This is a genomic window from Burkholderia sp. 10_S31 (assembly GCF_056930375.1).
Map to the genome: position 1 here is coordinate 1,421,011 of NZ_JBXOWK010000003.1, position 18,770 is coordinate 1,439,780.

Below are 18,770 nucleotides of genomic sequence, written 5' to 3' on the forward strand. Positions count from 1 at the left end.
GTCGTTGTGTCTCCGGAAGGTCCGTTGGCGAACGGGCGCAGGAGGACCTGCCCGCGCCCCGATGGTTGAACGGTGAGGAATGCGTGTCAGGTACGAGCCGAGTCGCGCTGGCGATAGCGGTCGAGTGCCACCGCGCCGATGATTACGAGCCCCTTGATGATGTATTGCCAGATGTCGGACACGCCGAGCAGCACGAGGCCGTTGGTCAGCACCGCGATGATCAGCGCGCCGATCAGCGTGCCGACGATCGAGCCGACGCCGCCGACGAAGCTCGTGCCGCCGAGGATCACCGCGGCGATCGCATCGAGCTCGTACGACTGGCCGAGCTGCAGGCCGTTGGCCGCATAGAGGCGCGCGGCCGACATCACCGCGCCGAGACCGGCGAGCAGGCCCGACGCCGCATACACGAACAACTGGATCGCCCGCACGTTGATGCCCGACAGCCGTGCGGCTTCCGGGTTGCCGCCGACCGAATAGATCCGCATCCCGAGCACGGTGCGACGCAGGATGAACCACGACAGCGCGATCACGGCGCAGGCGATCACGACGAGCCACGGCACGCCGAGGATGGTGCCGTTGCCGATGAACGCGAACGGCAGTTGCGGGTTGAAGATGGTCGTGTCGTTGCCGATCAGGCGGGCGACCCCGCGCACGGCCGTCATCGCGCCGAGCGTGACGATGAACGGCGGCAGGCGCAGGAACGAGATCAGGCCGCCGTTGATCGCGCCGAACACGAGGCCGACGGCGAGCGCGATGGGCACGCCGAGCCAGCCCCAGCCGGGGATGGTCGAGGCGAGCAGCGCGGCGACGGCCGACGCGGCGAGCACCGAGCCGACCGACAGGTCGATGCCGCCCGTCAGGATCACGAAGGTCATGCCGGCGGCGAGCACGATGTTGATCGAGGCCTGCTGGGTGACGATCGACAGGTTCTGCAGCGTGAAGAAGCCGTCGGTCAGGAATCCGAAGCCGATGCAGAGGACCAGCAGAACCGGCAGCATGCCGGCGGTGCGCATCAGCGACTGCATGCGCGCGCGATGATCGGCGCCGCGCAAGAGCGGCGTACGGTTGGCCACCGGGGCCGTCGCGGAAGCGAGGTTCCGCTGCTTGGTCGGGTTGATCATTTCGGTACCTTGAATGAAGAAGGAAATGAAGGGGCCGTGGTCAGTGCGCGTCGGCGAGTTCGGCCTGCGAGCCGGTCGCGAGCGCGATGATGGCTTCCTGCGTGATGGGCGTGTGCGTGTGGCCGCCGAGTTCGCCGGCGATCTCGCCTTCGCGCATCACGAGCACGCGGTCGGCGACACCGATGATTTCCGGCAGTTCGCTCGAGATCACGATCACGCCGACGCCCGCGCGGGCCAGTTCGTTGATGATCCGGTAGATCTCGGATTTCGCGCCGATGTCGACGCCGCGGGTCGGTTCGTCGAGGATCAGCACGCGCGGCTTCGTCTCGAGCAGGCGCGACAGCAGCACTTTCTGCTGGTTGCCGCCCGACAGCGCGCCGACGTTGACGTTCGCGTGCGGCACGCGGATCGACAGCGAGGCGATCGCGTCGCGTGCGCGTTCGGCGCCGCGCGCGAGATCGAGCGCACCGAGCCGCGCATCGCGGTTGCATACGGAGATGTTGATGTTGTCGCGCACGCTCATGTCGAGGAACAGGCCCTGGCGCTTGCGGTCTTCGGTCAGGTAGATGAGGCCGGCGTCGATCGATTCGCGCGGCGAATGGGTGCCCAACGTGCGCTCGCCGAGCTTCACGTCGCCGCGGGTGCGCGTCTCCGCGCCGAAGATCAGCCGTGCGAGCTCGGTGCGGCCGGCGCCGACGAGCCCGGCGATGCCGAGCACCTCGCCGGCATGCAGGTCGAGGCTGCAGCCGCGCACGCGTTCGCCGTCGGCGATGTCGCGCACCGACAGCAGCAGGTGGCCGGGGTCGTACGGGGCATGTTCCTTCTTGTAGAAGCCGGAGATGTCGCGGCCCACCATCATCGCGACGAGCCGCTCGGCCGACAGCGATTCGCGCTCGAGCGTGCCGACGTACGAGCCGTCGCGCAGCACCGACACGCGGTCGGACAGTTCGTAGATTTCCGCCATCCGGTGGCTGATGTAGATGATCGCGAGCCCTTCCTCGCGCAGCTGGCGGATCAGGCCGAACAGATGCTCGGTCTCGCGCGAGGACAGCGGCGTCGTCGGTTCGTCCATCACGAGGATGCGAGCGCGGGTGTGCACGGCGCGGGCGATCTCGACGAGCTGCTGTTCGGCGATCGACAGCGTGCCGACGAGCGTGTCGGGCCCGAACGGCGCACCGAGGCGCGCGAGCACGTCCTGGCAGCCGCGCGCCATCGCCGCGCGGTCGATGGTGCCCCAGCGCCGGTTGCCGCGCCGCAGTTCGCGGCCGACGTAGATGTTTTCCGCGACGGTGAGGTTGGGTGACAGGCACAGCTCCTGGTAGATCACCGCGACGCCGGCATCGCGCGCGGCGAGCGGGCCGTCGACGTCGATGCGCTCGCCGTCGATCAGGATCTCGCCGCCGGCGTCGGCGCGGTAGGCACCCGAGAGGATCTTCATCAGCGTCGATTTGCCCGCGCCGTTCTCGCCCATCAGCGAATGAATCTCGCCGGGATAGACGGTCAGGCTGACGTTGTCGAGTGCGCGCACGGCCGGGAACGTCTTGCTGATTCCGCGCATCTCGAGCAGCGGTCGGGGCGACTCAGATCGCGACATGATTGATCTCCTGCGATTCGGTGCGGGCGCCCTTGAGAATGCCGGCCCGCGGGGAGAAGTTGAAGAACATCGGCAGCGTCGCGGCGCCGATCGCACCGGCGTCGGCGCCGAACGTGCCGCGCACGAGCGTCGGGGTACCGCGCGCTTCCGGCGCGGTGGCGGCGAGCGCTGCGCGCAGGCGGGTCGTCACCGCATCGAGCAGGCCTGCGTCGGTATCGGCGTCGAGCACCACCACCGGCGCATCGACGACGCACAGCACCGCGCGCAATGCAGGTGCGAGTGCGTCGACGCAGTCGTCGATCCATTCGTCGACGGCGGGCAGGCCGCGCGCGATGCAGGCCTCGAGGTCGGCGCGGTTCTCGACCGTCTCGCCGTGATGGCGCAGGTGGCGCACAAGCGCATGCAGCGACGCGCGGGCGAGCAGGATGTCCCACTGCCCGCGCGGCGGCGGCGCGGACGCCAGCCGGCTCGGCGGCACGGGCATCACGGCGATGTCGCCGGCATTGCCGGTCACGCCGCGCAGGCAGTCGCCGTCGATGGCAACGCCGCCGCCGATCGCGGGACCGATGAACAGGTAGACGAAGTCGTCGCACTGACGGCCGTACCCGTAGAACAGTTCCGCGATTGCGGCCGCATTGCCGTCGTTTTCGCCGTACACGGGTAGCGACAGCGTGCGTCCGAGGTCGCTTGCGAAGTCGACGTCTTCCCATGCGCGGAACGTGTCGGGTGCGAGACCGAGCTCGCGCATCCACGCGCCGAGGTTGTATGGTTGGGCGACGCCGACGCCCGTGAGGCGCGCGCGCTCATGCGCGGGAAGCAAGTCCTGCATCGCGTCGATGTCGCGCCGCACGATGTCTAGCACGTCGGCGGGCGGGGGGAGCTGCATGTCGTGCGAGCGGCGGCCGAGCACGTCGCCCGCGAAATTGACGAGCGCCGTCTCGATGCGCATCCGATCGAGATGGACGCCGATGCCGAACGCACCGCGCGGATCGAGACGGATCAACGAAGCCGGCTGGCCGCGCTGGCCTTCGGTACGACCGGCGAATTCGATCAGCTTTGCGTCGGCGAGCGACGCGATGATGCTGCCGACCGCCGTGCCCGTCATGTTCGCGAGACGGGCGAGGTCGGCCTTCGACGCGCTGCCCGCACGGCGCAGCGTCTTCAACAGCAGGCGCTCGTTGTAACGGCGCACGTTGACCGAGTTGCTGCCCTGGCCGATGTGCGGGCTTCTCATGGCGTCTCCTTCCATGGCGCGCCGGCTGTGGGCGCATTAAATAAATCATGCTGATTTATTTAACCGCGTGAGCGGCGGCATGTCAGCTTAGGGAAATCCCGGTTTCGTCCGGAGATGACGGCGGAGTCTGGTTTCCGGGCAAGCGTGGTGCGCGGGGAGGTCGGAAGTTTCGAATTCGTCTGATGGATTTGCTTTCAGGCACACGCCACGATTGCCTATCGGGCTGTTTGCAATACGGCAGCACGGAGATGGCGATGTCGGTGCAGGCGGGGGCATGTGGCGCGGGCTGCAGGTCGCTTGTTCATCGACGCGGCGGCGGAAGCCGCCCTGCGTCTGCTTCTATTTGAGAGAAAGTCCATGCACCGCACGACGCGTCCTTCGATATCGCTACTTGACCCATACACCGGTAGCGAACCGCTCCCGCTTTACTCGACGACGGTGACCGTTACTGGTGGCGAGTCGGCGCATGGACGGTCGTCCGGACATGTGCGTTCGGCAACCGGCGAACTGGATGTGTCGTTGCGCTTGCCGGTTGAACTGGGTGGCACGGGTGGCGGCACGAATCCGGAGCAGCTATTCGCGGCCGGCTTCGCCGCATGTTTTCATGGCGCGTTGGTGCTGGTCGCGACGAAACGCCGGATTCGACTGCCCGTCGATCTCGCGATTTCGGCCAGCGCAACGTTTCAGCGCGACCCGGCGGATGGCTGGTTTGCGCTCACGCTGGATGTCGAGGTCAGCATGCCGGGTGTGGGTGCCGATGATGCGCGTAAGCTCGTCGCCGCGACCGAGGCGATTTGTCCTTACGCGAAGATGGCGAGGGAGGGGATTGGGCACACCGTACGCATCACCGGGACGGTGTGAGCGCGATGTGAGGTGGATATCGCGCTTCCGGCAGCGGAAATGAAAAAAGGTCGGCTAAAAGCCGACCTTTTAAAAACAGATGGTGCCCAGGAGAGGACTCGAACCTCCACGGTGTTGCCACCGCTAGGACCTGAACCTAGTGCGTCTACCAATTCCGCCACCTGGGCACGTTTCGCTTGCTGCGATGCGAAGACAGCTATTCTAGCGTGTCTGAAGAACCTGTCAATAGAATTTGAGGTCGCGAACGAAAATAATTTGGCGGCTTGCCTGCGGGGCTAGAGATGCGCGTCGTAGCGAGGGGGCGATGCGACAAGATGCCGGGCATATGGATGCTGCCATGACTGCGCGTTATCTATTCGGCGCCGGAAATGAAAAAGGTCGGCTAAAAGCCGACCTTTTTAAAAACAGATGGTGCCCAGGAGAGGACTCGAACCTCCACGGTGTTGCCACCGCTAGGACCTGAACCTAGTGCGTCTACCAATTCCGCCACCTGGGCACGTTTTGCAGTAGCTGCTTGCTGCAAAGAAGCGAAATTATAGCGTGTCTGTAGAGGCTGTCAACACCATTTGATCATTGGCGATAAAAATATCGCGCGTTGCATGTTCGGGTTTTCAGACGCCGATCGGATCCGCACGCTTCGCCGTGAAATTCCAGCGCAACGCTTCGCTCGTGTCGACGCGAGCGGGTAGCAAACCGGCTGCGAGGAACGTATCGGCGATCTTCTGCTGCTCACCAAAGTTCTGCGTGACCACGTCGCGCACGAGATAGCTGCGTCGCGCGTTCGCGCGCTCGATCGTCTTCGCGTCGAGTCCCCAGATCGGCGCCAGGGTATTGGCAGCCTCTTGCTGGTGTTCGCGCAGCCATGTGCCAGCCTGCGACAGACGATCGAACACGATCTGGATGACGTCTGGGCGCGCGGCAGCAAAGCTGCTCGATGCGAGGTAGTAGCGCTGGTATGAAGCAAGCCCGTTGCCATCGGCCAGAATCCGCACGTCGGGATTCGAGTCGACGGACGCGACGTACGGATCCCACGTGATCCACGCATCGACGCTGCCGCGCTCGAACGCCGCGCGGCCATCCGCCGGTGTCAGGTAGTGGATCGCCGTATCGGCAGGGGCGAGCTTGGCGCGCGTGAGTGCGGCAAGCAGCAGGTAGTGGCTGCCGGCAGCCTTCGTGACGGCGATGCGCCTGGCCTTCAGATCGGCGAGCGTGCGCAGTGCACTGTCGCGCTTGACGATAATGGCCTGCGCTTTCGGCGACGGCGCTTCCTGCGCGACGTACACGAAGCGCGCATGTGCGGCTTGTGCGAAGACGGGAACCGTGTCGGCCACGTCGGCGCTGAAATCGACAGCGCCGACATTGAGCGCTTCGGTGAGCGGCAAGCCGCTCGCGAACTCGTGCCACGACACGCGCAGGCCGAGCGGAGCGAGCGACTGCTCCAGCGTGCCGCGCGTCTTGAGTAGCGTAATGAGCGTCGACGATTTCTGGTATCCGATGCGCAGTGCGGATGGCGTGTTCTCTGCGTGAGTCCGGATGCCGGCGGCGCTCAGGCCGACGGCCAGCATCGCATGCGTGAATACGCGGCGGTTCATCGACGTCATGTGGAGAATTCCTCGTTGGGCTCGTTGAGAGCAAGGCGGCTAACGTACCAACGGGGAGGGCAATCAATAACTGATTAATTCTGCTATCGATCGGAGCGGCGGGTATATGGCGCGGCCAGTGCGTGCAATGTGCGCGCCGGAAATGAAAAAGGTCGGCTAAAAGCCGACCTTTTTAAAAACAGATGGTGCCCAGGAGAGGACTCGAACCTCCACGGTGTTGCCACCGCTAGGACCTGAACCTAGTGCGTCTACCAATTCCGCCACCTGGGCACGTTTTGCAGTAGCTGCTTGCTGCAAAGAAGTGAAATTATAGCGCCCCAATTATTGGTGTCAACACTTTTTTGCGATGCGCCGCAAACCGGCCGCTGTGGCGCCTGGGCGCGGCATTCGCGTCATTTCGCAACACAGGCGGGTGATAGAATGATCCGCCGCCGTCACTATAGAACTGTCTGACGGACACTTCTATGTTGATGCCGTGCACCGTCAGTCAACGCAACGAGAACAATCATCGACAAACCCTTGAGCAAATATCCGTACCCCATTCCGAGCCGTGAAGAAATTCTCGGCGTGCTGCGTACGAGCGACGCGCCGCTGGCCGCCAACGACATCGCCGAAGCGCTGTCGATCAAGCGTCAGGAGCGCGAGGGGTTCTTCCGGCGAGTCGCCGCGATGGAACGCGACGGCCAGATCCGCCTCGACAAGCGCGGCCACTACCAGCTCACTCATCCGTCGAACTTCGTGGCCGGTCGCGTGCAGGGGCATCGCGACGGCTACGGATTCGTGATCCGCGACGACGGCCAGGACGACCTGTTTTTGCCGAACGGCGAAATGCAGAAGGTGATGCACAACGACCGCGTGCTCGCGCGGATCGTCGGCTACGATCGCCGCGGCCGGCCGGAAGGCCATGTCGTCGAGGTTACCGAGCGTGCGAACAAGCGTGTGATCGGCCGCCTGCTCAATGAAAATGGCGCGCTGATCGTCGCTCCGGAAGACAAGCGTATCGGCCACGACATCCTGATCACGCAGAACGTGAAGAAGGCGAAGGTGGGGCAGGTCGTCGTCGTCGAGCTGACCGACTTCCCGAGCCGTCATTCGCAACCGCTCGGCCGCGTCGTCGAAGTGCTCGGCGACATCGACGATCCGGGCATGGAAATCGAGATCGCCGTGCGCAAGTACGGCGTGCCGCACGAATTCAGCCAGCCGGCACTCGACGAAGCCGCCGCGCTGCCGGACAAGGTGCGGCCGGCCGACCTGCGTTTCCGCGTCGATTTGCGCGACGTGCCGCTCGTGACGATCGACGGCGAGGACGCCCGCGACTTCGACGATGCCGTCTACTGCGAGCCGACCAAGGTCGGTCGCGGCGACGGCTTCCGCCTGATCGTCGCGATCGCCGACGTGTCGCACTACGTACAGCCGGGCAACGGTCTCGACGCCGACGCGCTGGAGCGCAGCACGTCGGTCTATTTCCCGCGTCGCGTGATCCCGATGCTGCCCGAGAAGCTGTCGAACGGGCTGTGCTCGCTGAATCCGCAGGTCGACCGCTGCGTGCTCGCGTGCGACATGGTGATTACCGCGCGCGGCGAGATCAAGGCGTACCAGTTCTATCCGGCGGTCATCCATTCGGCCGCGCGCCTGACGTACACCGAAGTCGCCGCCGTGCTGTCGAATACGAAGGGGCCGGAGGCGGCGCGCCGCGCGGACCTGCTGCCGCACCTGCAGGACTTGTACGGCGTCTACAAGGCACTGTTCGCTGCCCGCCAGAAGCGCGGCGCGATCGACTTCGACACGACCGAGACGTACATCGTCTGCAACTCGCAGGGCAAGATCGAGCAGATCGTGCCGCGTCAGCGCAACGATGCGCACAAGCTGATCGAGGAATGCATGCTGGCCGCGAACGTCTGCGCGGCCGACTTCCTGAAGCGCAACAAGCACCCGGGCCTGTACCGCGTGCACGCGGGGCCGACGCCGGAGAAGCTGGAGAACCTGCGCGCGTTCCTGCGCGGCATGGGCCTGTCGCTCGGTGGCGGCGACAAGCCGCACGCGAGCGACTACGCGGCGCTGATGGCGCAGATTCGCGACCGGCCCGATGCGCAGATGCTGCAGCCGATGCTGCTGCGCTCGATGCAGCAGGCCGTCTACAGCCCGGACAACATCGGCCACTTCGGTCTCGCGTATGAGGCGTACGCGCACTTCACGAGCCCGATCCGCCGCTATCCCGACTTGCTCACGCACCGCGCGATCTACGCGATCCTGTCCGGCAAGAAGTACGCACCGAAGGCGCCGGACGGCTTCGAGCTGAACACCGCGCTGTCGCCGCGCGCCCGCGCGATGCAGCAGGCCGACGACGAAGCGCGCGGCCGTTCGCGCTCGAACACGGCGATCTGGGAAGAACTCGGCCTGCACTGCTCGGCGAACGAGCGGCGTGCCGACGAAGCGTCGCGCGACGTCGAGGCCTGGCTCAAGTGCTACTTCATGCGCGACAAGCTCGGCGAGGAGTACGGCGGGATGGTGAACGGCGTCACGTCGTTCGGCATCTTCGTGCAGCTCGATACGCTGTTCATCGAAGGGCTCGTGCACGTCACGGAGCTCGGCTCGGACTATTTCCAGTACGACGAGATCAAGAACGAGCTGCGCGGCGAGCGCACCGGCATCCGCTATCGCCTGTCGGATCGCGTGCGCGTGCAGGTGAGCCGCGTCGATCTCGACGCGCGCAAGATCGATTTCCGTCTCGTGCGCGATACACCCGTGAAGGCGCCGCGCCCCGCGCCGGCGCCGGTTGCTGCCGGTAACGGCAACGATCGCGGCGGCCCGCGCGTGCGCTCGTTGCCGCCGGCGGAGGATGCCGTGCCGCGACGCAAGAAGGCGGCAAGCGCGCCGACCGTCGCGGTGAAGGAAGCGCGTGCAGCGCGTGCAGCGAAGAAGAAGGGCGGCACGGCGGCGAAGACGGCCGCGAAGAAGCCACACGCGCGCAAGAAGTATTGAGCGCTCGGGGCGGCGCGAAGCGCACGCCCTTGCAGTATCGAGAGACGCCGCGTTCTACCGGTCACCGGCCGGCAACGCGGCGCTTTCCTTTTCCATGGATCGCGGCTGCGCGCGTTGCGCGGCCGCACGTTTGATCGAAGGTTGTTCCAGTCATGTCACGTCTGAAGGTTCTTTACGGTTTTCATGCGGTGACCGCACGTTTGCGGCACGATGCATCGACGGTTGCGGAGGTGCTGTACGACCAGACGCGCCGCGACCGCCGCATGCAGGACTTCCTGCACGCCGCGAAGGAAGCGGGCGTGCGACTGATCGCGGCCGACGAAACCCGCCTGTGGGGGCTCGCGCACACCGAGCGCCATCAGGGCGTCGTCGCGCGCGTCGAGGACGTTCCGCTCGCGCAGAACCTGTCCGAGTTGCTCGACGGCATCCAGGGCCCGGCGCTGCTGCTGGTGCTCGACGGCGTCACCGATCCGCACAACCTGGGCGCATGCCTGCGTGTCGCCGATTCGGCCGGCGCGCATGCGGTGATCGCACCGCGCGACCGCGCGGTCGGCCTGAACGCGACAGCAGCGAAGGTCGCGAGCGGCGCAGCCGACACGGTGCCGTACATCACGGTCACGAACCTCGCCCGCGCGCTGCGCGAGCTGAAGGACGCGGGTGTGTGGATCATCGGCACGTCGGACGAAGCGTCGGCGACGCTGTACGAAACGAAGCTCGACGGCCCCGTTGCCATCGTGATGGGTGCGGAAGGCGAAGGCATGCGCCGGCTCACGCGCGATACGTGCGACGAAGTGATGAGCATCCCGATGGCCGGCAGCGTGGAAAGCCTGAACGTGTCGGTTGCGAGCGGCGTGTGCCTGTATGAAGCGGTGCGGCAGCGGCGCGTGAAGGGCTGATACACGGGCTGACGCACGCGGTCTCGCGTGATGCGCGGGCCACCATGACCCGCACGACGCGTGCCGCGATTGCGCGCGGCACGCGGCTCCCGGAACTCGCGAACCATGACCCTGTTTCGCCTCGGCGCATCGTGCGCCGTCCTTGGCCTGCTGGCCGCCTGCACGTCGCCGTCGCTGGTCGAGCGCGGCACCTATTACGCCGACACGAGCCTGCACGCACGCGGCGCCGATTCGCGAATCCGCTTTCTCGTGATGCATTACACGGAAAGCGACGAAGCGAAATCGCTGCGTACGCTGACGGGCGATTCGGTCAGCGTGCACTACGTGGTGCCGCCGCAACCGCGCATCGAACACGGGATGCCGGTCGTCTACCAACTCGTTCCCGAATCGAAGCGCGCATGGCACGCCGGCATCAGCGAATGGCAGGGCACGACCGAGCTCAATGCGGCATCGATCGGCATCGAGAACGTGAACCGCGGGCCGCTCGATCCGCAAAACCGTACCTGGCAGCCGTATCCGCCCGAACAGGTCGATGCGCTGATTCGTCTGTCGAAGGATATCGTCGCGCGCTACCAGATTCCGCCGACGCGCGTGGTCGGACATAGCGATATCGCGCCGCAACGCAAGATCGATCCGGGGCCGCTGTTCCCATGGCATGCGCTCGCGCAAGCCGGCGTTGGCGCATGGCCGGACGATGCGACCGTGACCGCACGGCTCGGCGGGCGCGATCCGCACGCGCTCGTCGACGTGCGCGAATTGCAGCTGAAACTCGCGCGCTACGGCTACGACGTGCCGACCGACGGCGTGCTCGATGAGCGCACGCGGCGCGTATTCGCCGCGTTCCAGATGCATTTTCGGCCGTCCGACTATGCGGGCGATCCGGACGCCGGAACCGACGCGATCGCGCAGGCACTGCTCGACAAGTATTTTCCTGCCACGCCGGCCACCGGCAGCGCGTCGGCCACCGGCGCGCCCTGACCGGCGGCGTGCCCGGCGCCGACACCCGCACGGAAAAAGCCCGAGCCGTCTTCCGAGTCCGGTAAACTGGCGGTTTTCCGCAATCCTGCTGTATTCCCACCTCATGACTCAAGACGAACTCAAACGCCTGGTTGGCCAGGCGGCCGCCGATTATGTGATCCAGAACGTGCCGGAAGGCGCCGTGATCGGGGTCGGCACCGGCTCGACCGCCAACTGCTTCATCGACGCGCTCGCGACTGTCAAATCGCGCTATCGCGGCGCCGTATCGAGCTCGATCGCGACGACCGAACGCCTGAAATCGCACGGCATCAAGGTGTTCGATCTGAACGAGGTCGAATCGCTGCAGGTGTACGTCGACGGTGCCGACGAGATCGACGCAAGCGGCGCAATGATCAAGGGCGGCGGCGGCGCGTTGACGCGCGAGAAGATCGTCGCGTCGGTGGCCGATACGTTTGTCTGCATCGCGGACGGCAGCAAGCGCGTGCCGGTGCTCGGTGCCTTCCCGCTGCCGATCGAGGTCGTGCCGATGGCGCGCACGGCGATCGGCCGGCGCGTGACCGCGCTCGGCGGCGTGCCGGTGTTGCGCGTGACGAAGGACGGCGCGCCGTACATTACCGACAACGGCAACGAGATCATCGACGTGAAGGGGCTGCAGATTGCCGATCCGCGCGGTTTCGAAGCGCAGGTCAACGCATGGCCGGGCGTCGTGACGGTCGGCCTGTTCGCCGAGCGCGGCGCGAATCTGTGCCTGCTCGGCACGGCGAACGGCGTCGAGACGATCGTTTATCCCGGTTAATTAAAACTGAATGAGAAGCAGTCCGTAATGGCATCAGGATGCCGTAATGGATTGCATGTTTAAATTTTGAGAGAACCGCGGCCCGGCAAGCGCAGAGCGCTTCCCGGGCTTTTTTTGAAGCCTTATAAATCACCCCGTCTAAAAGAGGGATAACCCTGTCAGGTGTTTACCAGATAGCGAAATATCCTCGAACTCATCAACTTATAGATCATAAGAACAGTCGTAACCAGGGCCGGCGGAACTGCGGAGCAGGTGTTCGCAAATCGACGCACGGGGAGGTGTCATGGAGCAGGGCAAAGACCGGTCACTGGTCGCCAAAGTGATGGATGGGCTTGTCGAGGGTATCGTCGAGGACAAGTACGGCGGCATTTTGCCGCCGCAGGATGTGCTGTCGAAAGAGTTCGATGTCAGTCGTACGGTGATGCGCGAAGCATTATCGATGTTGCTTGCACGCGACATGCTCGACGTGCGTCCGAAAGTCGGTACGCGCGTTCGGCCGATGCGCGACTGGCGCATGATCGATGAAGACGTCGTGAGCTGGCGGTTTCGTGCGAAGCCGGATCCGCAGTTCATGCGCGACGTCATCGAATTCCGAATGCTGATCGAACCGCGCGCGACCGCGCAGGCGGCGGTCCGTGCGACGGCCGTCGACATCGCTGGCATCCGCGAAGCGTTCGAGGCGTTCAAGGTGTTGCAACCGGGCGACCCCGGCTACGACACGGCGGACGAACTGCTGCACACGCGGATCGTCCAGGCGAGCGGCAACCAGTTCTTCCAGCAGATGGCGGCGATCGTGCGCGGTGCGGTGCGGCTCGTGAATCCGCGCGTCGTGCAGAAAGATGGCGCGCACGACATCGCGGTCAAGGCGCATGCGCGCGTCGTCGATGCGATCGAACGCCGCGACCCCCGTGAAGCCGAAGCGGCATCGCTCGCCCTGATCGATTTCAGCGCCGACGAGATCTCGCGCGATTTCTCCGTCGACGTGCCCGTGCGCGCCTGAATCCGAACGCGTCGCTTATCCGTGAGCCGGCAAGCCGTTTATCATGACGGCCGGCCGGCAGCATGCCGGCCGCCACCGTCATACGACCGACACGGAAGATCCGGATGAACGACTTCGACAACCGCCCGGTGCGCTTCGGCATCGTCGGCGCTGGCAGCATTGCACGCCGTTTCGCGCAAAGCCTCGCTCACGTGCCCGGTGCCATGCTCGCCGGCGTGTGGGCCCGCCGCGCCGACGCGGCAACCGCCTTCTGCGACAACTGCGGCGGCACGCCTGCCGCCAGCCTCGATGCACTGCTCGCGAGCGACATCGACGCGATCTACATCGCGACCCTTCACGACAGTCATGCGCACTATGCGCAGGCGGCACTCGCCGCCGGCAAGGCCGTGCTGTGCGAAAAGCCGGCGACGCTGAACGCGACGCAACTCGACGGCGTGCTGGATGCCGCCCGCGCCGCCGGACGGCTCTTCATGGAAGCGATGAAGCCGCCGTTCTTTCCGTTGTACCGTCAACTGCGCGCCCACCTGGATGACGATCCGATCGGCGAGATCCGGCTCGTGCGCGCGGGCTGCGCGTCGTCGTCGGTGCCTGGCGATCATTCCGTCTATCGTCTCGATCGTGCCGGCGGTGCGCTGCTCGACATCGGGATCTACGAAGCGTTTCTCGCAGTCGACTGGCTCGGTGCCGCATGCGACGTGCAGACGCTCGGGCGCGTCGGCGCGACGGGCGTCGATGTATTCGCAAGCCTGAACAGCTGCCACGCGAACGGCGGCATCGCGCAGCTTTTCTGCGGGCTCGACGTGATGGGTCGTGGTGACGCGCTGATCGCCGCGGCCGGCGGCCACGTGACGATTCACGAGAAGTGGTGGAACCCCGCGCGGGCGACGATTCGCTATGCCGACGGGCGTACCGTCGAACTCGACGCACCGTTCGACGGCGGTGGCCTGAACTACGAGACCGCGCATTTCTGCGACCTGCTGCGCGCGGGCAAACTCGAGAGCCCGATCATGACGCACGACCATTCACGACAGATGATCGCGATGACCGACGCGGCACGCGCGGCGCTCGGCGTGCGCTATACGGGCGAGTAGGCGGGAAGGACGGGGCCGGGCGCGCATCCGCGGCCCGGCGCCGATGCAACGTGCTCAGTGCCGCGCGGGCAGCGACAGGCGCTTTTCGTACCAGCGCTGGACCCATTCGAGGATCTGGCACAACACCCAGTAGACAGCTGCTGCGGCAAGGTACAGCGGCAACGGCTGGTAGGTCGCCGCGATCACTTCCTGCGCGCTGCGCAGCAGCTCGGTCACGGTGATCACGGACACGAGCGACGTGTCCTTGATCAGGCTGATCAGGCTGTTCGACAGGCTCGGCACCGCGATACGCAGTGCCTGCGGGCCGATCACGTAGCGCAGCGTCTGCCCCCAGGACAGACCGAGGCTGTATGCGGCCAGCCATTGGCCGCGCGCGATTCCGTTGATCGCGCCGCGCATGCTTTCGGACATGTAAGCGGCGACGTTCGCGGACAGCGCGATGACGCCGGCCGGCGTCGGATCGAGCGAGATACCGAGGCTCGGCAGCCCGTAATAGATCACGAAGATCTGCACGAGCAGCGGCGTGCCGCGCATCAGGCTCACATATGCGCGCGCGAGCCAGGCGAGCGCGTTGACCCAGATGCGTTCGAAGCCCTCGAGCGATTCGCTTTGCCGGATGCCCATCATCGCGAGCACGACGGCGCCGAGCAGGCCGAACACCATCGACAGCACGGCGAACTTGACGGTCAGTACGGCACCCTGGGCGAGCACCGGCAGCGATTGGACGAGCAGGGACGTTGTCGACATGGAATACGAATCGAATGCGTGCGCGAAAGCGCAATCATAAACCGGACCAGTAAAACAAAGGGCGGCATCGTTGCGGATGCCGCCCTTTACGGCCCGCCGTCAGGCGGGAAACACAGGCGTGCTTACTTGATCGGCTTCGTCACGTCGATGCCGAACCACTTGTCCGAGATCTTCGTGAACGTGCCGTCGGCTTCGAGTTGCGCCATGGCGTCGTCGATCGCCTTCTGGAACTTCGGATTGCCCTTCTTGAACGGGATGCCCGACGGATTCGCCGAGCCGACGTTCGCGCCCGGACGCAGCGGCAATTGCGAGTTCTTCGTCAGGTACGCGAGCATCAGGCGGTCGTTCAGTGCCGCGTCGAGACGGCCGGCCGCGAGGTCGCGCAGGTACTCGGGCGCGCCCGGGTACGTCTTCACGTCGATGCCGGGTACCGACTTCGCCATGTCCATGTAGTTCGTGCCGAGCGCGACGCCGAGCTTTTTGCCCTTCAGGTCTTCGAGCGACTTGAACTGGCGCGTGTCGTCCTTGCGCTGGATCAGCTGCGCGGACGAGTACGTGTAAGCGGGCGAGAAGTCGAGCGTTTCCTTGCGCTTGTCGGTGATGCCGACCTGGTTGGCGATCACGTCGAACTTGCCGGCCTGCAGGCCCGCGATGATGCCGCTCCATTCGGTCGTGACGAACTCGGCCTTCACGCCGAGCTTCGCGGCGACGGCCTTCGCGATGTCGACATCGAAGCCGACGAGTTCGCCTTGCGGGTTCTTCGAGTTGAACGGCGGGAACGTGCCTTCGAGGCCGACGCGCAGCGTGCCGCGTTGCTTCACCTGGTCGAGGAGGTCGGCCGCATGCGCGGTGGCGGCGGCGAACGACGTGCCGATCAGGCCGGCGACCAGCAGCTTCTTCAGCAGCGAAATTTTCATCGTGTGAGCTTCCTTGCCCCGGCGGGGCGCTTGATTCTGACAGTGGCGTCGATCATAGCAAAAATACAATCGACCACTAAATATTGTTTGTTTATGGCTATATTACGCGGCGCGTTCGCGCGCGATGGCCTTCACGCATTCGGCCACGAGCGCGGGGCCGCGATAGATGAAGCCCGTGTACAGCTGGACGAGCGACGCACCGGCCGCGAGTTTCGCGCGTGCGTCGTCGCCCGAGAAAATGCCGCCGACGCCGATGATCGGCACCGCGCTGCCGACTTCGGCATGCAGCTTGCGGATCACTTCGTTCGACGCGTCGAACACCGGACGGCCCGACAGGCCACCGGCTTCGTCCGCGTGCGGCAGGCCCTGCACGGCCGCGCGCGACAGCGTCGTGTTGGTGGCGATGACCGCTTCGATCTTGTGGCGCAGCAGCGTGTCGCCGATTTCCTTCACCTGTTCGTCGTCGAGATCGGGGGCGATCTTCAGCGCGAGCGGCACGAGCTTGCCGTGCAGGTCGGCGAGGCGCTGCTGCTTGTCCTTCAGCGCGGCGAGCAGCGCGTCGAGTTCGCCCGCGCCTTGCAGCTGGCGCAGGTTCTTCGTGTTCGGCGACGAAATGTTGATCGTCACGTAGCTCGCGAACGGGTACACGCGCTCGAGGCAATAGAGGTAGTCTTCCGCGGCGCGTTCGATCGGCGTGTCGGCGTTCTTGCCGATGTTCAGGCCGAGGATGCCGCGATAGCGGGCCGCCTGGACGTTCTTCACGAACTGGTCGACGCCGTGGTTGTTGAAGCCCATCCGGTTGATCAGCGCTTCGGCCTGCGGCAGGCGGAACATCCGCGGGCGCGGATTGCCCGGCTGCGGGCGCGGCGTGACCGTGCCGACCTCGATGAAGCCGAAGCCGAGCGATGCGAGGCCGTCGATGGCCGCGCCGTCCTTGTCGAGGCCGGCCGCGAGGCCGACCGGGTTGCGGAACGTGAGCCCCATCACGGTGCGCGGCGCATCGGGCACACGGGCCGACAGCGCGCAGGCGAGGCCTGTGCGGCCGGCCGCGCCGAGCGCGCGCAGCGTGAGGTGGTGAGCGTCTTCCGCATCCATCTTGAACAGGGATGCGCGGGCCAGCGGATAGAGGGAACTGAACACGGGAATTGGGCGGACAGCCGGAATGAATGACAACCCGCTATTTTACCGGGAGTTGCGCGGCAAGGGCGGGCTTTGCTTCGCGCGCGCCGGCGGTGGCGTTGCTCGTGCGGTGCGGCGGCGCGTGCACGGGCAGAAACGGCGCCCGTTGCAGGCGCGAAGCCGCGCCGCGGGACGACCTCTCAACCCGACCCGGAATGTCCGCCTGGCAGCGGCGCGCGGGCCAGTGCCGCGTCGACCGGCGGCAAGTCGACCCGATCGGGATCGAGTACTTTCCAGCGGCCGTCGAGCAACCCTTCGAGCGGATGGAAGTTCGCCTTGTAGGCCATCTTCGGGCTCTCGCGGATCCAGTAGCCGAGATACACGTACGGCAGGCCGAGGCTCCTCGCCTGCTCGATCTGCCACAGGATGTTGTAGGTGCCGTAGCTCGAGTGCTGGTCGTCGGGTTCGAAGAACGTGTAGACCGACGAAAGTCCGTCGCCGAGGATGTCGATCATGCTGACCATGCGCAGCTTGCCCGGCTCGCCGCCCGGCGCGTCGAGGTCGCGGAATTCGACGAGGCGCGAATTGATCCGGCTCTGCAGCAGGAACTGCTCGTACTGGTCGCGGCTGTCGCGGTCCATGCCGCCGCCCGCGTGGCGCGCGGACTGATAGCGCATGTAGAGCGCGTAGTGCTCCTCGTCGTAGTGCAGCGGAGAGACCGTCGCGACGAGCGCGCGGTGCCGCTTCCACATCCGGCGCTGCGTGCGCGACGGCGCAAACGCGCCGACCGGCACGCGCACCGGCACGCACGCACGGCAGCCGTCGCAGTACGGGCGATAGGTGAACACGCCCGAGCGCCGGAAGCCGGCCTTCACGAGCTCGGTATAGATGTCGGAGTTGATCAGGTGGCTTGGCGTCGCGACTTGCGAGCGCGCGATGCGGCCGTCCAGATAGCTGCACGGATAGGGCGCCGTTGCATAGAATTGCAGCGCCGAAAGCGGTGAAAGCGGCAGCTCAGTCGGGTGAGTCATGGGCAGCTCTCGATGCAGGGAGGGAGTGCCGCGCTAGCGCTCGGTCCCGGAGGGCGCCGCCGTTTCGGCGGGGCCCGTCAGCGCGGCGAGCATGCGCTTGTCGAACTGCCACGGAATCGGCGGTTCGGCTACCGCGCGGCGCACGTGAGCGACAAAGGCCTTGCGTGCGATCTCGCGGCCACCGAGCGACGCTAGATGCGACGTATTCTGCTGGCAGTCTATCATCTCCAGCCCCTGCTCGCGAAGGTGGGCGACGAGCGTCGCCAGCGCAATCTTCGACGCATCGGTGGCATCGGCGTACATCGACTCGCCGAAGAACATCCGTCCGAACGCGACGCCGTAGAGGCCGCCGACGCGGCGCCCGTCGTGCCACGTCTCGATGCTGTGCGCGTTGCCGGACCGGTAGAGCGACGTATACGCGTCGATGATCTCGGCCGTGATCCAGGTGCCGCGCTGTCCGCGGCGCGGCGCCTGCGCGCACGCGCGCATCACGCCCGGGAAGTCGTGGTCGACGCGCACTTCCCATGCGGGGTCGCGCAGCACGCGCCTGAGCGTCTTGCGCAGAGACGGGGACACCTTGAATTCGGCCGGCGCGAGGATCATCCGCGGGTCGGGGCTCCACCACAGCACAGGCTGGCCGTCCGAATACCACGGGAAGATGCCGCGCAGGTAGGCCTCGATCAGGCGCGACGGCAGCAGGTCGGCGCTCGCGGCGAGGAGCCCCGGCGCGCCGGTTGCGGGACCGAGCGCGCGTTCGATGGGCGGAAAGGGATCGTCCGGGCCGAGCCAGGGGACCATGGAG

At 65.9% G+C, this 18,770-nt stretch carries 16 protein-coding genes and 3 tRNA genes; 7 read left to right on the plus strand and 12 right to left on the minus strand.

The annotated features are described in order from the left end of the window. Positions 1 to 86 precede the first annotated feature (86 nt). Genes AC1Z3W_RS26630 through AC1Z3W_RS26640 form a run of 3 tightly spaced genes read right to left on the minus strand, consistent with a single transcriptional unit; the run spans position 87 to position 3,949 of the window. Positions 87 to 1,121 carry an ABC transporter permease subunit gene (locus AC1Z3W_RS26630; RefSeq protein WP_057924349.1) on the minus strand — a complete coding sequence of 345 codons (1,035 nt, stop codon included), beginning with the start codon at positions 1,119 to 1,121 and terminating at the stop codon, positions 87 to 89. A 40-nt stretch (positions 1,122 to 1,161) separates the two neighbouring features. Continuing rightward, complete coding sequence (locus AC1Z3W_RS26635; protein WP_483508798.1) at positions 1,162 to 2,715, minus strand: sugar ABC transporter ATP-binding protein; 1,554 nt, start codon at positions 2,713 to 2,715, stop codon at positions 1,162 to 1,164. After that, the gene (locus AC1Z3W_RS26640) at positions 2,702 to 3,949 is read right to left on the minus strand and encodes an ROK family protein (RefSeq protein ID WP_057924504.1); all 1,248 of its coding nucleotides are present in this window, start codon (positions 3,947 to 3,949) and stop codon (positions 2,702 to 2,704) included. Before AC1Z3W_RS26640 ends, AC1Z3W_RS26635 begins: the two co-directional genes overlap by 14 nt. A gap of 357 nt (positions 3,950 to 4,306) precedes the next feature. On the opposite strand from AC1Z3W_RS26640, the gene AC1Z3W_RS26645 reads away from it, so the two are divergent. Then, positions 4,307 to 4,810 carry an Ohr family peroxiredoxin gene (locus AC1Z3W_RS26645; protein WP_057924351.1) on the plus strand — a complete coding sequence of 168 codons (504 nt, stop codon included), beginning with the start codon at positions 4,307 to 4,309 and terminating at the stop codon, positions 4,808 to 4,810. A gap of 80 nt (positions 4,811 to 4,890) precedes the next feature. Here the strand turns inward: AC1Z3W_RS26645 and AC1Z3W_RS26650 are convergent. From AC1Z3W_RS26650 to AC1Z3W_RS26665, 4 genes are all read right to left on the minus strand, one after another. Continuing rightward, a tRNA-Leu gene (locus AC1Z3W_RS26650) sits at positions 4,891 to 4,977 on the minus strand. A gap of 242 nt (positions 4,978 to 5,219) precedes the next feature. Beyond that, positions 5,220 to 5,306: transfer RNA gene (locus tag AC1Z3W_RS26655), tRNA-Leu, on the minus strand. Between the two features lie 115 nt (positions 5,307 to 5,421). After that, a complete protein-coding gene (locus AC1Z3W_RS26660; RefSeq protein ID WP_124833084.1) occupies positions 5,422 to 6,411 on the minus strand; it encodes an aliphatic sulfonate ABC transporter substrate-binding protein in 990 nt (329 codons plus the stop codon). A 183-nt stretch (positions 6,412 to 6,594) separates the two neighbouring features. After that, positions 6,595 to 6,681 (minus strand) — tRNA-Leu (locus AC1Z3W_RS26665). 249 nt (positions 6,682 to 6,930) lie between these two features. Between AC1Z3W_RS26665 and rnr the strand changes: the two genes are divergently transcribed. The 6 genes from rnr (at position 6,931) to AC1Z3W_RS26695 (ending at position 14,154) form a co-directional block, all read left to right on the plus strand. Beyond that, positions 6,931 to 9,393 carry a ribonuclease R gene (rnr, locus tag AC1Z3W_RS26670; RefSeq protein WP_057924353.1) on the plus strand — a complete coding sequence of 821 codons (2,463 nt, stop codon included), beginning with the start codon at positions 6,931 to 6,933 and terminating at the stop codon, positions 9,391 to 9,393. Positions 9,394 to 9,545: 152 nt separating this feature from the next. Continuing rightward, positions 9,546 to 10,289, plus strand: a complete 744-nt coding sequence (gene rlmB, locus AC1Z3W_RS26675) for a 23S rRNA (guanosine(2251)-2'-O)-methyltransferase RlmB (protein ID WP_057924354.1) — start codon at positions 9,546 to 9,548, stop codon at positions 10,287 to 10,289. A 105-nt stretch (positions 10,290 to 10,394) separates the two neighbouring features. Beyond that, positions 10,395 to 11,267, plus strand: a complete 873-nt coding sequence (locus tag AC1Z3W_RS26680; protein ID WP_124833083.1) for an N-acetylmuramoyl-L-alanine amidase — start codon at positions 10,395 to 10,397, stop codon at positions 11,265 to 11,267. A 103-nt stretch (positions 11,268 to 11,370) separates the two neighbouring features. Continuing rightward, positions 11,371 to 12,063 (plus strand): ribose-5-phosphate isomerase RpiA, encoded by a 693-nt coding sequence (gene rpiA, locus AC1Z3W_RS26685; RefSeq protein ID WP_057924356.1) that lies wholly within the window; start codon positions 11,371 to 11,373, stop codon positions 12,061 to 12,063. 283 nt (positions 12,064 to 12,346) lie between these two features. After that, on the plus strand, positions 12,347 to 13,063 hold the full coding sequence (locus AC1Z3W_RS26690; RefSeq protein ID WP_057924357.1) for a FadR/GntR family transcriptional regulator: 717 nt from the start codon (positions 12,347 to 12,349) through the stop codon (positions 13,061 to 13,063). A 104-nt stretch (positions 13,064 to 13,167) separates the two neighbouring features. Next, positions 13,168 to 14,154: a Gfo/Idh/MocA family protein gene (locus AC1Z3W_RS26695; protein WP_483508799.1), complete on the plus strand. Its 987-nt coding sequence runs from the start codon at positions 13,168 to 13,170 to the stop codon at positions 14,152 to 14,154. Positions 14,155 to 14,208: 54 nt separating this feature from the next. Here the strand turns inward: AC1Z3W_RS26695 and AC1Z3W_RS26700 are convergent, their stop codons facing one another. From AC1Z3W_RS26700 to aat, 5 genes are all read right to left on the minus strand, one after another. Next, positions 14,209 to 14,901 (minus strand): amino acid ABC transporter permease, encoded by a 693-nt coding sequence (locus AC1Z3W_RS26700; RefSeq protein ID WP_057924359.1) that lies wholly within the window; start codon positions 14,899 to 14,901, stop codon positions 14,209 to 14,211. A 122-nt stretch (positions 14,902 to 15,023) separates the two neighbouring features. Next, positions 15,024 to 15,818 carry a cystine ABC transporter substrate-binding protein gene (locus AC1Z3W_RS26705; RefSeq protein WP_057924360.1) on the minus strand — a complete coding sequence of 265 codons (795 nt, stop codon included), beginning with the start codon at positions 15,816 to 15,818 and terminating at the stop codon, positions 15,024 to 15,026. Between the two features lie 102 nt (positions 15,819 to 15,920). Beyond that, positions 15,921 to 16,958 carry a quinone-dependent dihydroorotate dehydrogenase gene (locus AC1Z3W_RS26710; RefSeq protein WP_057924361.1) on the minus strand — a complete coding sequence of 346 codons (1,038 nt, stop codon included), beginning with the start codon at positions 16,956 to 16,958 and terminating at the stop codon, positions 15,921 to 15,923. Between the two features lie 179 nt (positions 16,959 to 17,137). Next, positions 17,138 to 17,968 carry an arginyltransferase gene (locus AC1Z3W_RS26715; protein ID WP_124833080.1) on the minus strand — a complete coding sequence of 277 codons (831 nt, stop codon included), beginning with the start codon at positions 17,966 to 17,968 and terminating at the stop codon, positions 17,138 to 17,140. A gap of 33 nt (positions 17,969 to 18,001) precedes the next feature. Further along, a complete protein-coding gene (gene aat / locus AC1Z3W_RS26720; protein WP_483508801.1) occupies positions 18,002 to 18,766 on the minus strand; it encodes a leucyl/phenylalanyl-tRNA--protein transferase in 765 nt (254 codons plus the stop codon). Positions 18,767 to 18,770: the final 4 nt, after the last annotated feature.